This window comes from Nonomuraea cavernae (genome assembly GCF_040655715.1).
GTDB classification, from domain to species: Bacteria; Actinomycetota; Actinomycetes; order Streptosporangiales; family Streptosporangiaceae; genus Nonomuraea; species Nonomuraea cavernae_A.
In genome coordinates, this window is record NZ_JBFAKL010000002.1 from 172,204 (window position 1) to 186,195 (window position 13,992).

13 protein-coding genes are annotated in these 13,992 nt (G+C 68.1%); 5 read left to right on the plus strand and 8 right to left on the minus strand.

Features of this window, described 5'->3' with window-relative positions:
* Positions 1 to 14: 14 nt before the first annotated feature.
* Together AB0I38_RS03670 and AB0I38_RS03675 are read right to left on the minus strand one after the other, a co-directional pair.
* Positions 15 to 1,073, minus strand: coding sequence for a sensor histidine kinase (locus tag AB0I38_RS03670; protein WP_358461292.1), 1,059 nt, complete (start codon positions 1,071 to 1,073; stop codon positions 15 to 17).
* 10 nt (positions 1,074 to 1,083) lie between these two features.
* Positions 1,084 to 1,779, minus strand: a complete 696-nt coding sequence (locus tag AB0I38_RS03675) for a response regulator transcription factor (protein ID WP_358461295.1) — start codon at positions 1,777 to 1,779, stop codon at positions 1,084 to 1,086.
* 150 nt (positions 1,780 to 1,929) lie between these two features.
* Between AB0I38_RS03675 and AB0I38_RS03680 the strand changes: the two genes are divergently transcribed.
* The gene (locus AB0I38_RS03680; RefSeq protein ID WP_358461298.1) at positions 1,930 to 2,634 is read left to right on the plus strand and encodes an ABC transporter ATP-binding protein; all 705 of its coding nucleotides are present in this window, start codon (positions 1,930 to 1,932) and stop codon (positions 2,632 to 2,634) included.
* The gene (locus AB0I38_RS03685; protein ID WP_358461301.1) at positions 2,634 to 5,045 is read left to right on the plus strand and encodes an ABC transporter permease; all 2,412 of its coding nucleotides are present in this window, start codon (positions 2,634 to 2,636) and stop codon (positions 5,043 to 5,045) included. The genes AB0I38_RS03680 and AB0I38_RS03685 overlap by 1 nt, the downstream gene beginning before the upstream one ends.
* Before the next feature lie 115 nt (positions 5,046 to 5,160).
* Here the strand turns inward: AB0I38_RS03685 and AB0I38_RS03690 are convergent, their stop codons facing one another.
* The 4 genes from AB0I38_RS03690 to AB0I38_RS03705 are packed head-to-tail and all read right to left on the minus strand — an operon-like array spanning position 5,161 to position 9,931.
* Positions 5,161 to 6,315: a serine hydrolase domain-containing protein gene (locus tag AB0I38_RS03690; RefSeq protein WP_358461304.1), complete on the minus strand. Its 1,155-nt coding sequence runs from the start codon at positions 6,313 to 6,315 to the stop codon at positions 5,161 to 5,163.
* Between the two features lie 2 nt (positions 6,316 to 6,317).
* Complete coding sequence (locus AB0I38_RS03695) at positions 6,318 to 7,319, minus strand: ABC transporter permease (RefSeq protein WP_358461307.1); 1,002 nt, start codon at positions 7,317 to 7,319, stop codon at positions 6,318 to 6,320.
* Positions 7,320 to 7,328: 9 nt separating this feature from the next.
* On the minus strand, positions 7,329 to 8,840 hold the full coding sequence (locus AB0I38_RS03700) for a sugar ABC transporter ATP-binding protein (RefSeq protein ID WP_358461310.1): 1,512 nt from the start codon (positions 8,838 to 8,840) through the stop codon (positions 7,329 to 7,331).
* Positions 8,837 to 9,931: a sugar ABC transporter substrate-binding protein gene (locus tag AB0I38_RS03705; RefSeq protein ID WP_358461313.1), complete on the minus strand. Its 1,095-nt coding sequence runs from the start codon at positions 9,929 to 9,931 to the stop codon at positions 8,837 to 8,839. Before AB0I38_RS03705 ends, AB0I38_RS03700 begins: the two co-directional genes overlap by 4 nt.
* 505 nt (positions 9,932 to 10,436) lie before the next feature.
* Between AB0I38_RS03705 and AB0I38_RS03710 the strand changes: the two genes are divergently transcribed.
* The 3 genes from AB0I38_RS03710 (at position 10,437) to AB0I38_RS03720 (ending at position 12,663) form a co-directional block, all read left to right on the plus strand.
* The gene (locus tag AB0I38_RS03710) at positions 10,437 to 10,670 is read left to right on the plus strand and encodes a DUF2945 domain-containing protein (RefSeq protein WP_358461316.1); all 234 of its coding nucleotides are present in this window, start codon (positions 10,437 to 10,439) and stop codon (positions 10,668 to 10,670) included.
* Positions 10,667 to 10,996 carry a DUF3140 domain-containing protein gene (locus tag AB0I38_RS03715; RefSeq protein WP_358461319.1) on the plus strand — a complete coding sequence of 110 codons (330 nt, stop codon included), beginning with the start codon at positions 10,667 to 10,669 and terminating at the stop codon, positions 10,994 to 10,996. The genes AB0I38_RS03710 and AB0I38_RS03715 overlap by 4 nt, the downstream gene beginning before the upstream one ends.
* Positions 10,997 to 11,199: 203 nt before the next feature.
* Complete coding sequence (locus tag AB0I38_RS03720; protein WP_358461322.1) at positions 11,200 to 12,663, plus strand: MDR family MFS transporter; 1,464 nt, start codon at positions 11,200 to 11,202, stop codon at positions 12,661 to 12,663.
* Between the two features lie 182 nt (positions 12,664 to 12,845).
* Here the strand turns inward: AB0I38_RS03720 and AB0I38_RS03725 are convergent, their stop codons facing one another.
* Positions 12,846 to 13,274, minus strand: a complete 429-nt coding sequence (locus AB0I38_RS03725; RefSeq protein WP_358462266.1) for a hypothetical protein — start codon at positions 13,272 to 13,274, stop codon at positions 12,846 to 12,848.
* A gap of 55 nt (positions 13,275 to 13,329) precedes the next feature.
* Positions 13,330 to 13,920 (minus strand): TetR/AcrR family transcriptional regulator, encoded by a 591-nt coding sequence (locus AB0I38_RS03730; protein WP_358461325.1) that lies wholly within the window; start codon positions 13,918 to 13,920, stop codon positions 13,330 to 13,332.
* Between the last annotated feature and the right edge of the window lie 72 nt (positions 13,921 to 13,992).

Consider the following 13,992-nt stretch of genomic DNA (forward strand, 5'->3'; position numbering starts at 1 on the left):
CGGCAGCTCCCGCGTCACTGCGGTGGTGGGGTGGGCAGTTGAACGACGATACGGAGTCCGCCCGCAGGGCGCGGGACGATGGTGAGCGATCCGCCGTGTACTTGGGTGATGCTCTTGACGATTGCCAGGCCGAGGCCGACGCCCGCGTGGTCCTTGCGTATTCTTCGGGTGCCGCGCTGAAACGGTTCGGTGAGTGTCGAGACCAATCGCGGGGACAGCTTGTCGCCGCTGTTTTCGACGGTGAGCACCACGGTCTCGGGGCGGACGCTGGTCTTGACCCACACGGTGCCCTGTTCGGGCAGGTTGTGCACGATGGCGTTGTGCACAAGGTTCGTCGTCATCTGCAGCAGGAGCGCTTGCGACCCGATAGCCGGGGTGATGTCACCGGAGGTATGGATGGTGACACCGCGTTTCTCGGCGAGCGGGAGCAGTGTTTCGGTGGCCTCTTCCATGAGTAGGGACAGGTCCACAGATTCTCGGGTGAAGGACCTCTGGTCAGCGCGGCTGAGCACGAGTAGCGACTCAGTGAGGTCGATCGCTCGGGCGTTGACGGAGTGCAGCCGGTCGACGAGTTCGCCGTGGTCGTGTGCCGGATCATTGCGGGCCACGTCGAGAAGTGACTGCGAGATCGCCAGCGGGGTGCGCAGTTCGTGAGAGGCGTTGGCTGCGAATCTCTGCTGTTCGGCGACGTGTGCTTCGAGCCGTGCGAGCATCGTGTCGAAGGCGTCGGCGAGTTCGCGGAACTCATCTCTGCGGCCCCGTAGCCGGATCCGGTGGGAGAGTGACCCGTTCGCGGCCATGCGTGTCGCGTCCGTGATGCGGGTCAGCGGGGCGAGCATGCGTCCGGCCAGAATCCACCCTCCCAGGAGACCGAACACCAGCAGGAAGACCAGCACCGTGCCCGCGGCCGGCGCGAAGTCGCGCAGGAGGATGAAGCGCTTGGGAACCATCCCCGCGGTGGTCCTGATCGCACCGTCGACACGCAGGAACACCCACACCGCCGCGAGCAGCAAGCCGCCGGCGAGCATGAGGAATCCGGCGTAGCTGAGGGTGAGTTTGAGGCGAACGCTCAACCTGGGCGCTCTATCCACGGTCTCCTTCCTCACGTCCGGTGCCGGGTGCTGTGTCGATGCGGTATCCGGCGCCGGGCACCGTGGTGATGATCCAAGGCTCACCGAGGCGTTTGCGCAGTGCCGAGACCGTGATGCGCACGGCGTTGGTGAAGGGGTCGGCGTTCTCATCCCACGCTCGCTCCAAGAGTTCTTCGGCGCTGACGACACCGCCTTCGGCAGCGACGAGGACGTCGAGCACGGCGAACTGCTTCCGGGTGAGCGCGACGTAACGGCCGTCGCGGTAGACCTCGCGGCGGAACGGATCCACCCGCAGACCTGCGATCTCTCGCACGGGCGGCCTGCTGTACGCGCGCCTGCGGTCGAGTGCTCTGAGACGGAGCACGAGTTCTCGGAGCTCGAACGGCTTCGTGAGGTAGTCGTCGGCGCCGAGTTCGAACCCGGAGGCCTTGTCGTCGAGCCGGTCGGCAGCGGTGAGCATGAGGATCGGCATGCCGCTGCCAGAGGCGACGATGCGTTCGGCGATCTCGTCGCCGGAGGGGCCGGGGATATCGCGGTCGAGGACGGCGAGGTCGTAGGCGTTGATGCTCAGCAGTGCCAGAGCGGTGTCACCGTCACCGGCGATGTCGGCGGCGATCGCTGCCAGGCGCAGGCCATCGCGGATGGCTTCTGCCAGGTAGGGCTCGTCCTCGACGATCAACACACGCATGCTCTTGAGGCTACGAGCTGGCGCATATCGCCGGCATATCGAAAACCTCATACGTGCCGGCAACACTGCGCCGCCTTGACTACGGGCATGGTCGACCTCCGACGATCGATCCCCGAACGACTCCAGCCGTCAACCGGAAGCCTCTACGCCATGACGAACACCCCCCAGCGAGCCACCCAGGAAACCGTGGCCGCCGGCGCGCGGGACCTGACCAAGACCTACGGCCAGGGCGATGCCCAGGTGCATGCCCTGCGCGGCATCGACCTCGACCTCCCACGAGGCAGGTTCACCGCGATCATGGGGCCGAGCGGGTCGGGCAAGTCCACGCTGATGCACTGCCTGGCCGGACTCGACCAGGCCAGTGGCGGCACCGTCACCGTGGCCGGCACCGACCTCGGATCACTCGACGACGACGCGCTCACGATCTTCCGCCGCGAGCACGTCGGCTTCGTGTTCCAGTCGTTCAACCTGCTGCCGATGCTCACCGCGGGCGAGAACATCGTGCTCCCGCTTGAGCTGGGCGGTCGCCGGATCGACGACGCGGCGCGCGAGCGCGCGCACATCCTCGCGGAAACCCTCGGCGTGGCCGACAGGCTCGGCCACCGGCCCGCCGAGCTGTCCGGCGGCCAGCAGCAGCGGGTCGCGATCGCCCGGGCCCTGATCACCCAGCCGGACCTGCTGTTCGCCGACGAGCCCACCGGAAACCTGGACAGCACCACGTCGGCGGAGGTGCTGGATCACCTGCGCCGGTCGGCGCGCCAGCTCGGCCAGACCGTCGTGATGGTCACCCATGAGCGGGACGCGGCGACGTACGCCGACTACGTGGTCACCATGCAGGACGGGCGGATCGCCTGATGCGTACCGTCTTCCTCGCGTCGCTGCGCACCCACATCCGCAGGTACGTCGCAGCGGCGATCGCGGTCACCGTCGGAGTCGCCTTCGTCGTCGTGGTCGGCGTGCTCACGTCCGGGGCGCACAGCGGGCTCATGGACGGCCTGGGGGCGCCGTACCGCAATGCCGACCAGGTGGTCTCGCCGGCGGGATGGCCCTCGTCCGAGCTGGACTCGGAGGCCGTGATCGCCTTCGCCGAGCGTCACGGCGAGAACGCCTCCGCGATCGGCCGGGCGGCGCTGCCGGCGCGCGCGGGCGGCCGGCGGCTCTCCGAAACGACCGTGGGGCCGATCGCCACCTCGCAGGAGTGGCGCTGGCAGGAGCTCAGCTCGGGTCGCTTCCCAGCAGGCACGGGCGAGGCGGTGGTGGACGTGTATCTCGCCTTGGCCGAGGACATCGCGGTCGGCGACCGGGTTCGGATCGGCGAGGGCGCCGCCGCGACCGACGTACGAGTGGTCGGTCTCGTGGAGTCGCCCTCGCCCACGGCCCAGGCCTCGATGTACGTCACCTGGCCGCAGTTGCTGCAGTGGCGCGACCATCTCCATCTGGGCTCGGTGGCGGTGCGCGGGGAGGTAGGTCAGCTCCCGGCAGGCGCGAAGGCGCAGTCGCCGGAGGAGTTCGCCGCGGAACGGCTGACCTATGTCCAGAACAGGGTGAACAGCTTGTCGGTGATGCTGCTGTTGTTCGCCGGCATCGCGCTCTTCGTCTCAGTCCTGGTCATCGCGAACACGTTCTCCATCCTGTTCGCGCAACGACTTCGCGACTTCGCACTGCTGCGCTGCATCGGCGCGACGCGGCGGCAGGTGGTGCGTTCGGTACGCCGCGAGGCGGCCGCCGTCGGGGTGCTCGCGTCGCTGACCGGGACACTGGCCGGCGTCGGTCTCGGCTACGGGCTGATCGCCCTGGTCAACGCCCTCGCGCCCACCGCCCCGATGGGCGCCGCCGAGCTGCCCGCGCTCTGGCTGCTGGGCGGGTTCACCGTCGGCCTGGTGGTCACCATGGTCGCGTCCTGGTTGCCGACCCGGCGGGTGGTCCGGGTGAGCCCGCTGGCGGCGCTGCGCCCGGACGCCGCGGTCGACGTACACACGGCCACCGGCCTGGTGCGGCTGGCGCTCGCCGCGCTCCTCCTGGTCATCGGTCTGGTCCTGCTCGGAGTGGCGATGATCCAGGACAGTACGGCGCTCATGCTGGCCGGCGGAGGATCGGCGTTCGCCGGGGTGCTTCTCTTCGGGCCGGTGCTCGTCCCCCGCCTGGTCCGGATCACCGGCGCGCTGCTCGGCCCCGCCGGGCGGCTGGCGACCAAGCACGCTGTGCGCAATCCGCGCCGGACCGCCACCACCACCGCCTCCCTGCTGGTCGGCGTCACCCTGACGACCGCCGTACTCACCGGGATGGACACGTGGCGTTCGACGTTGGATGAGCACATCGGAAGGGACCACCCCATCGATGTCGCGCTCACCTCGCCCGAGGAGCCGGTCACCACTGACCTCCTCAACCGGGTACGTCGCACTCCCGGCGTGGAGCGGGCCATTCCAGTGGACGGCGCCGTGGCCCGGGTGGCCGGGCTCGACGAACCGATCCCGGTTGTCACCGCGCCGGCCGCGGAGCACGTGGCCCGCGACGGCGGGGCGTTCGCCCGGGTCGAGCCGGGGAAGATCAGAGTCGATTCCGAGGCTTTCGGCAAGGACCTGAGTCTCCGGCCCGGTGACCGGGTCACGGTACGCGTCGGCGACCGGCGAGCCCAGTTGCAGGTCGCCGTCGGCACCGGCTGGGGCCCGGCGGGCGTGGTCGCGCCCGAGACGCTGGCCATGCTCACCGACGCCCCCGAGCCGCATGCCATCTGGATCCGCGCCTCCTCCGGCGCCGACCCGGCTCAACTCGGCAGTGACCTGGACGAGCTGGCGGATCCGGTCGGCGCGACGATCGAGAACGGATTGCGAACCTGGGAGTCGCTGGACCAACAGCTGGGAATCCTCACCTGGTCAGTGCTCGGCCTGCTCGGCATCGCCGTCGTGATCGCCCTGATCGGGATCGCGAACACCCTGGGGCTGTCCGTGCTCGAACGCGCCCGCGAACACGCGATGCTGCGCGCGCTCGGGCTCACCCGCTGGCAGTTGCGGCGGATGCTGGCGACCGAGGCGGTGCTGCTGTCGGTGGTGGCCACTCTGCTCGGCACCGTGATCGGCGTCGGGTTCGCCTGGGTCGGCTACGAGACGTTCGTGACGCGGGCTCTCAGCGACGCCACCATGCGAGTCCCCTGGCTGTCACTCGGCGTCGTCGGCCTCATCGCCGCCCTGGCCGGACTCCTCGCCGCTGTTCTCCCGGCACGCCGGGCCGCCCGGGTGACTCCGGCCGCAGGGCTGTCCCTCGGCTGACACCCTCGTCAATCGCTTGGCCGGCGGCTGCTGACGTCCGCGCAGTGTCGTCGCCGTGGCGACGAGATCCCGCCCGATCAAGCGATCGGGCGGGAAAACCCGCGGACCGGCGTGATCAGTCGACGCACTGGTCGAGCGCGTCGAGCAGGGCGGCCACGGTGGACACGTTCCCGTAGGTCTCCAGCCTGATCTGATTCATCGCGTACCCGAAGGTGACCGCACGGGAGCGATCGGCGAAGCCGAGCGCCCCGCCCATCCCGCTGAACCCTGCGGCATTGACGAACGGGCCGTAGGAGATGCCGTCATCGGTGGCCAGGCCGAAGCCGAGTCCGGTACGGGACCAGAAGCCGAAGGCGCGGTCCCGGTCGGAGAACTGCTCCCGGGTGTGCTCGGCCACGCTCGCCTCGGGGATCAGACCGCCCTCTTCCTGGCTCGTGGTCAGCAAGGAGTACAGGCGCGCGATGCCGCGCGCGTTGCCGACGCCTCCGGCGGCGCAACCGCCGAGAGCCCAGTAGGAAGGCATGCCCGCGATCTCCCACATGGGCCTTGCCTCCGGGCCGTAGAACATCGCCCGCGCGGCATCACCCTGGGTGTCCGCCTTGCGGGTGTCGCTGATGTGCTTCGGCGGAACCAGTTCGGCCACGCGACCAGGGTCTCCGCGATAGCCGATCGCGAAGTCCGCGTCCAGTGGACCGGCGAGATCCTGTGCCAGCACCTCACCGATCGTCCGGCCGGTGGCCCGGCGGACGACGGCGTCGGCGATCCATCCGTAGGTGAAGGAGTGGTACGCCACCTGGGTCCCCGGCTCCCACAGCGGCGCCTGCCTGGCGATGCAGTCCTCCACGTGATCACGTGAGGCCCAGCCTTCGATGGAGTCGAAGCTGACGATCTCACTGGAACCGTCGAACCACGGCAGGCCCGCGGTGTGCGACAGCACGTGCCGCAGGGTGACGCCCGCCTTCCCGTTCTGCGCGAACTCCGGCCAGACCTCGGCGATGGGCGCGTCGATGCGGAGGTCACCACGGGACGCCAGGTACGTGAGAACGATGGCGGCTATCCCCTTCGACACGGAGAAGACCGGCGCCATGGTCCGCTCCTCCCAGGCCCGCCCGTCGCCCGCGCTCCCCGCCCACAGGTCGACAACCAGTGATCCCCGGTGATGAACCGCCACCGAGGCCCCCACCTCGCCCAGCACGGCGAAGTTCCGCTCGAACTGGGTGCGAACGCGCTCGAATCCAGGCGCGACGTGCCCGTGAATCTGAGTTTCCACGGTCACACCTCCATTCCCCTCTTGCGATAGGTCGTGAGCAGTCGGTCCAGGCCCAACGCGGCCAGGACGATGAGTCCGGTGATGATGTCCTGCAGGTGTGACGAGAGGTTCAGCTGCGTGAATCCGTTGCCGAGGCAGGCCAGGATGGCCAGGCCGATGCCCGTACGCCAGATGGCCCCCACCCCGCCGGACAGCGACGTGCCGCCGATGATGACCACCGTCAGCGCGTCGAAGAGGATCGAGATGTCGGTCGTCATCTGACCCGCGCCGAGCTGGGAGGCGGAGATGATGCCGGCGACGGCCGCCGCGAGCCCCGAGAGCATGTACGTGGTGATCAGCGTCCGGTCGACCCTCAACCCGGCGAGGCGGGACGCCTCCTCGTTACCGCCGATGGCGTAGAGAGATCTTCCGAACACCGTCTTGGACAGCACCAGGCCGGCGATGACGAGGAGGACGAGCAGCAGCACCCCCGAGTAGGGGATCGTCCACAGTCGCCCGCTGCCCAGCCACTGGAACGAACCATCGTAGATGTAGAAGGGCTGCGCATTGGTGATGGCGAAGCCGATGCCGGTGATGATGAAGCTGGTGCCCAAGGTCGCCACGAACGGGTTGATCCGGCCGAGCCGTACGATCAGACCGTTCACCAGCCCCACGACGCAGCCCACGGCGATGGCGGCTGCGTAGGCCGGGATCGTTCCATACTGGGTGCCGACCCCGGCCGCGACCACGGCGCAGAAGGCGAATGTCGCACCCATCGACAGGTCGAATCCACCGGCGATGATGAGATACGTCGCGGCGATGGCCAGAACACCGACCGCCGCCCACTGGCCGGTGAGGTTGGCCAGGTTGGCCCCCGTGAAGAAGGAGGGGCTGAGCACGGCGAGCGCGAGCACGATGACCACCAGGAGCGCGACCACCGCGTGGTCGAGCAGCCAGGTCGTGGCTCGGACAGCGCTTCGTTTCCCAGAGGTTGGTTGTGTGGGGGCAAGTCTTTCGGTGGTCATGGATCACTTTCAGGCTGGTTGGGCGAACGCCAAGTGCAAAATGTCCGACTCCGTGACGGCTTCGGAGGAGAACTGGCCCACGATGCGGCCGCTTCGCACGACATTGATGCGATCACAGGCGTGGATGAGCTCCTGCAAGTCGGAAATCACGACGATGACCGCGGCCCCCTCGCTCGCGAGGCCGCGGACAAGGTCGAGGATCTGGGCCGTGGCCTGCACGTCGATGCCCGCAGTGGGCTCGTCGAGCAGGACGACCCTGGGCTTCAGTGCGAGGAGCCGGGCCAGCAGAACCTTCTGCTGGTTGCCTCCCGAGAGGTTCCTGACCGGTTGGGATTCCCTGCCCATGGGGTAGCCGACATGCTGGAGCACCTCGTGCTGGCTTCGCATCTCGGCTGACCGGGAAACGTGTCCGAACCAGCGTCGCCGGTCGAAACCGCCGAGTGCCACGTTCATGGTGGTGCTCTCGCCGCCGACCAGGCCGAACCTACGCCTGTCTTCCGCGACCAGGTGGATGCCCAGGCTCTTGGCCTCACGTACCGACCTGGGCCAGGCCACCTCTTCGCCCATGAACGAGATCTGGCCTGACTGAACGCGGTCGGCTCCGGCGATGGCGCGCAGGATCTCGGAACGGCCGGAGCCGAGAAGACCCGCCAGGCCGACGATCTCACCGGCGCGCACCCGGAGATCCACCTGATCGGCGCCCGACCTGGTCGTCAGGTCGGTGATCTGGAGGACCTCGGCGCCCATCGACCGATCGGTCACCGAGCGTGGCGCGGATTCGATCGTCTGGCCCGTCATCGCGGTCACCAGGTCGTCCCGCGTCATGCTCGACGCCGCCTTGGTGCACACCAGGCCGCCATCGCGCAGCACGGTCACCGTGTCGCAGACGTCGAGCACATCGTCGAGGTCGTGGGAGATGAACACCACCGCGAGGCCGGCTCCACTGAGCCTCGTGATCACCTCGAACAGCCTGACCCGCTCCTCCTCCGGCAGGGCGCTGGTGGGCTCGTCGAGGATCAGCACTGTCGACGCCGATCGAATCGCGCGCATGATCTCGATGAGCTGGCGATCTCCCAGCGAGAGACTCGCCGCGCGAGCAGACGGATCGATCGAGACCTGCAACTCCCGGCACAGTTCCTCGAACCGCGCCCGCATGTGACCGCGGTCGACGAACGGCCCACGGGTCGGCAGGTCGCCGAGGAAGACGTTCTCGCACGCGGAGAGCGCGGGCACGACTCCAGGATCTTGGTAGATGACCGCGATTCCCGCATCGCGGTGCGCGGCCACGCCCGGCGCGAGCAGCTGCCCGTTGACCGAAACGGTCCCGCTGTCAGCGTGCTCGGCCCCGGAGATCACCTTGATCAGCGTCGACTTGCCGGCGCCGTTCTGGCCCACCAGCCCGCGTACCTCTCCGGCATCGACCGCGATGGAGACGTCGGTTAGCGCCCTGACCCCCGGGAAGGTCTTCGAGCACCCGTTCACCTCCAGGGCGGTCGCGCCGGATTCGGTCGCGCCGCTCATCCGTAGCTCGGGGTGTAACGGTCGACGTTCTCGACGGTCAGGATCTCGCTGCCCGGCCCGTCCTTGATCCCGTCCCAGTCGCCGGTGCTGGACCAGCCCTTCGTCTGCTGCCCGGTGTCCAGGGCGCGGACCAGCTCAACGATCGAGAACCAGCCTTCGGGCTTGGGGTCGGACTGCACGGTCGCGGTGAAGTTGCCCTCCTTCACCTGCGACAGCCCGTACGGGGTGCCCCCGATGCTGAACAGCTTGACGTCCTTACCGACTTTGCGTCCGGCGTCGCCGAGCGCCTGCAGGACTCCCCGGGACATCTCGTCGTACGCCGAGATGATGACGGAGACGTCGGAGTGGGCGGTCAGCGCGTCCTGCGTGATGCGCAGTGCCTTGTTGGGGTCGTAGTCCGCGGGCTGCTCGACGACGATCTCCACATTGGGGTACTTCGCCGACGTGTCCTTGATGGCTGCCTGGAGCCGACGCCATCCGTCCTGGCCGGCCACGCCACCGATGACAGCCGCCTTGCACGGCTTGCCGTCGCACGAGTCGAAGATGTGCTCGAGGTACTTGCCGTAGTAGGCCTCGGTGCTGGTGGCCACCATTCCGGTGGTGCCTTCGTGGTAGTCCTTGTCCTGGCATACGGGACTGTTGGCCTGCTGCACCGGCAGGCCGGTGTCGAGCAGGAGCTTGATCATCTGACAACCCGGGGCCGCGGCGACCGGCTGGAAGATGAACCCGTCGTAGCCGCCCTTGGCGATGGCGTCCTGCACCTGCCGAAGCTGCTTGGCCGGGTCGAACGCCGCGTCGTACACCTCAAGGGTGATCCCGTACTTCTGCGCCGCTTCCTTCTGGTACTTGGACATGGCCTGGCACCAGGCGTTCAGGTCGGAACACGTGTTGAGGGCCGCGATCTTGTAGTTGGTGGACGCCTTGCCCACGGCCTTGTCGTACGCCTCGGCCTGATCCATCGGCGAGAGGCTCGCGCTGATCTCCGGCGCGTCGATCTTGGGCTTCGCGGCGGCGGCCGTGTCCGCGGTCTCGCCCGCTCCGCAGGCGCTCAACGCCAGGACCCCGGCGAACACCAGGCCCGCGAACTTCACGGGGCCACGTCGCGTGGATCTAGGGCGGGACAGGTGCATGAATCGAGCCGACATGGGCTATCTCCAGGGTAGGAGCGACGATGTGCTGCACATAATCCTCAGATGTATTCACAAGCGTCAAGGTCGGCGATGCCATGTAACCCAACCGCAATACATCATACGACCCCTCCTGCTTGGGCCTTCTAGCACATTCGCCCGCAAGGTGGCTAGTCATACCTCAGATGTTTCACAGCTGATCATGCTCTAGGGCAAGGCGGGAATGCGCCGAGCTTTCCGACGATGCCGTTGCTCCGCTTCGACAGGTACGGGCGCCGGGTCTGGCGCGGACGCTTGGGCACGCCGGCGTGCCCAAGGTGGGCTTTCAGGCCGCGATCGCCGGCCAGGGCTGTCCCTCGGCTGACACCCGTATACGGGCGTAGCTACATAGCGGAGTACATAGTGGAAAATAGGCGTATGCAGGGCTGCGCTGAGTGGTGCGAGCGCAGGTCGGGGTAGTGCACAGCACATGACGAAAAAGCGGAAGGAAGGCCCGTCGGCAGGCGACGAGGTCACCTGGCGAAGCCATGGATCAACCGTCCATGGCGAGGTCGAGAAAAAGATCACCGGCAGGCGGAAGGAAGCCGGCCGCACCGTGGCCGCCTCGCCCGACGACCCCCAGTACGTGGTGCGCAGCGAGAAAAGCGGCAAGAAGGCCGTGCACAAGCCGTCGGCCCTGCGCAAGGACAAGGGCTCGCGTTGACCGAGGAGGAGCGGGCGGTCGCGACCGAGTTCGGCCAGGCGGTGAACATGACCGCCAAGGAGCTGGAGCGCTGGCTCGCCACGGATGAGTCCAAGACGGTGGGCCAGAAGAGCGACGGCGGCGAATCCACCGGACACGAATCCGGCCGCAAGATCGTCGGACTGCTCTCCGCGAAGAAGTCGTCCCTCACCGAGCAGGACTACGCGCACATGCGCAAGGTGATCGGCTACATACACCGGCACCTGGCGCAGCGCCCCTCCGGCGACGTCCGGGAGACCAGATGGCGTTATTCGCTGATGAACTGGGGCCACGATCCCCTCAAGTGAGCCAGGTCCGGCAGGACTTCGGCTGCCCGGCATCCCCAGTAAACCGGGTGACATTTCGCAGCAGTTGCCGCAGTGTGGGGCGCGGTCGATGAGTTTTGTCAGTGGTGCAGGTCAGTCTGTCCATGACCACAACGCCTTGTGCGACCACTGGCCGGGACGCCAGTCGTAATCGCATTTCGCCCGCCGATCCCGATCGAGGTGCCGTGTCCAGCCCACAGCTCGACTCACTCCCCAAGCCCGCGGCCGCTGCTTTCGGTCGTACGCCGGCCGTGATCCGGTTGCTGGTGCTCGCCACATTCGTGGTCATCCTCAACGAGACGATCATGATCAACGCGATCCCGAGTTTGATGGACGCGCTGCACATCACCGAGCAGACCGCGCAGTGGCTCTCCACCGCCTTCATGCTGACCATGGCCGCGGTCATCCCGGCCACCGGGTGGTTCCTGCAGCGGGTGACCACCCGCCGCGCCTACACCACCGCGATGGGTTTGTTCCTGCTCGGCACGGCGTTGGCGATCGTCGCGCCGTCTTTCGAGGTGCTGCTGGGCGCCCGCATCATCCAGGCGTCCGGGACGGCCGTGATGATGCCCCTGCTGATGACCACGCTGATGCAGGTGGTGCCCGAGCAGGACCGGGGCCGGGTGATGGGCAACGTCACCCTGGCCATCTCGGTCGCGCCGGCGATGGGCCCGACGGTCTCTGGGGTGATCCTCCAATTCGGGTCCTGGCGCCTGTTGTTCGCCGTGGTGCTCCCCATCGCCGCCGTGATCACCTGGCGTGGCCTGAAGCGGCTCGAGAACATCGGCGAGCCGCAGTTCAGCAGCATCGACTGGCTCAGCGTGGTAACCGCCGCCGCCGGCTTCGGCGGCCTCGTTTACGGGCTCAGCCGGTTCGAGAGCGGTGACGTCCGCGTCGCCGCCGCGATCGCGGCGGCCGGGCTGGTCACCATCGCCGTCTTCGTTGTCCGCCAACTGTCGTTGCAGAAGCGCGGCGTGCCGCTGCTGGACCTGCGCACGCTGCGCCACCGCACCTACACGGTCGCGCTGATCCTGATGGCGGTGGCCTTCATGGCGATGCTCGGCTCGATGATCTTGCTGCCGTTGTACCTGCAGAGCGTCCGCGGGCTCAACCCCCTGGAGACCGGGCTCCTCGTGATGCCGGGTGGCCTCGCGATGGGGCTGCTGGGTCCGGCCGTCGGCCGCCTGTTCGACAAGTTCGGCGGCCGGGTGCTGGTCATCCCCGGCGCGATCGGGATCATGCTCGCGCTCACCGGCTTCACCCAGGTCTCGATGACCATGCCGTACTGGCAGATCCTCGGTCTGCACGCGCTGCTGATGGTGAGTCTGGCCGCGACCTTCACGCCGGTGTTCACCCTCGGGCTCGGAGCGGTCCCCCCGCGGCTCTACTCCCATGGCAGCTCGATCCTGAGCACGCTGCAGCAGGTCGCCGCGGCCTTCGGCACCGCGCTCGTGATCACCATTATGAGCGCGCGAGCCGATGCCCTGAGATCCGCGGGAGCCACCGAGGCGCTCGCCACCCTCGGCGGCATGCGACTGGCCTTCATCATCGGCGCGGTGCTGTCCGCGGCCGTGGTCGTCACCGCCTTGCTCCTACCGGCCCGGGGGTCTTCTCCCGAACGTGACCCCAGCCATCAAGTAGCTCTGTGATGGGTGATCGTCACAAGTGAGGCATACCGGCCGGTAGCGGTTCTTGGGGTGCCGTTGAGAACGTGTCACCAGCCGCAAACGAGCGTGTTCGGGCAAGTCAGCGGCGGGGCGCGTACATGATCTCGCCGAGCTGGCCCGGCCGGCCGCAAGCGCAGCGGGCCGCCATCGCCTCGTTCCGCCCCTTACTTGACGGCGCCCCCATGATCGCGGGCATCGTCAAGTGCCGTCTGTTCGCTCCGGTCCCCGCCGGTGCCGGGAACGGGGCGGGTGACGCGGACCATGGCGCGATACAGGGCGGCGGGTACGGGGGCCTGTTCCAGCGGCGGGAGGTCGGTGTCGGCGGTGGCGTAGGCGCGCAGCATCTGGCCGACCAGGCGGCGCCAGGCGTCGGGGGCGGCGTCCGCGGTGGCGGCGACGACGCCGGCGTTGGCCATGAGCAGGATGACGAGGTCCTGTGAGGTGAAGTCGTCTCGTAGGTGGCCGCTGGCCTGGGCTCGGGCGATGAGTTCGAGGAAGCCGTTGTAGGCCTCGCCGCGGCGGGCCTCCAGCGCCTTGGCGGCGGGGAAGGTCATGGCCAGCACGTCGGCGAAGCCGCGGTCGGCGGCCTGCATGGCGCACACGACGCCACATCACGCCGGAGCACTTCCCTGGCCACCGCTACGGCCATCACCCCGCGCGGAGCCGCGCCAAGTGGTAGTCGAGCAACGCCGCGACCTCCTCGGGCGTGTAGTGCCCGACCAGGGTGGCGTTCACGATGCCCTGCGCGAAGGCGTACAGGATGCTCGCCTCCTTGCCGACATCCAGGTGGGCGACGAGCTGCCCGGCGGCCTGGGCGGCCCTGATCTGCTCAGCGAGGAAGGACAGCAGGGACGAATACCCCATCCGCATAACGGCCGCCTGGTTCTCGGACACCACCGAGCTCGCCTGGAACGCCTGCCCGATGCGGTTCAGGTAGCTGCGCTCCTCGTCCAGTGGCAACAGCTCCAGCACGGTCGTCCGCAGCACGTCGAGCGGCGTGGTCTGGTGCGCGACCACGGCCGCTACCCGCTCCCCGATCCAGATCCCGATGCGCTCCAGCGCCAGCAGCAGCATCTGGTCCTTCGTCGTGACGTAGTACTGCACCGCCCCCATGGACATCCCGGCCTCGGCAGCGACCTCCCTCAGGCTGACGCTCTCCATTCCCTTGTCGTGGATGACGCGGTGCACGGCCCCGGCGATGTGCCGCCGCCGGGCCTCGTGGTCGACGATCTTCGGCATCTCCCGCCACCATTTTTCTCATGCGAGTGCATGGTAAAAGCCGTCCACTTCCGTTTATCATGCGACTGTATG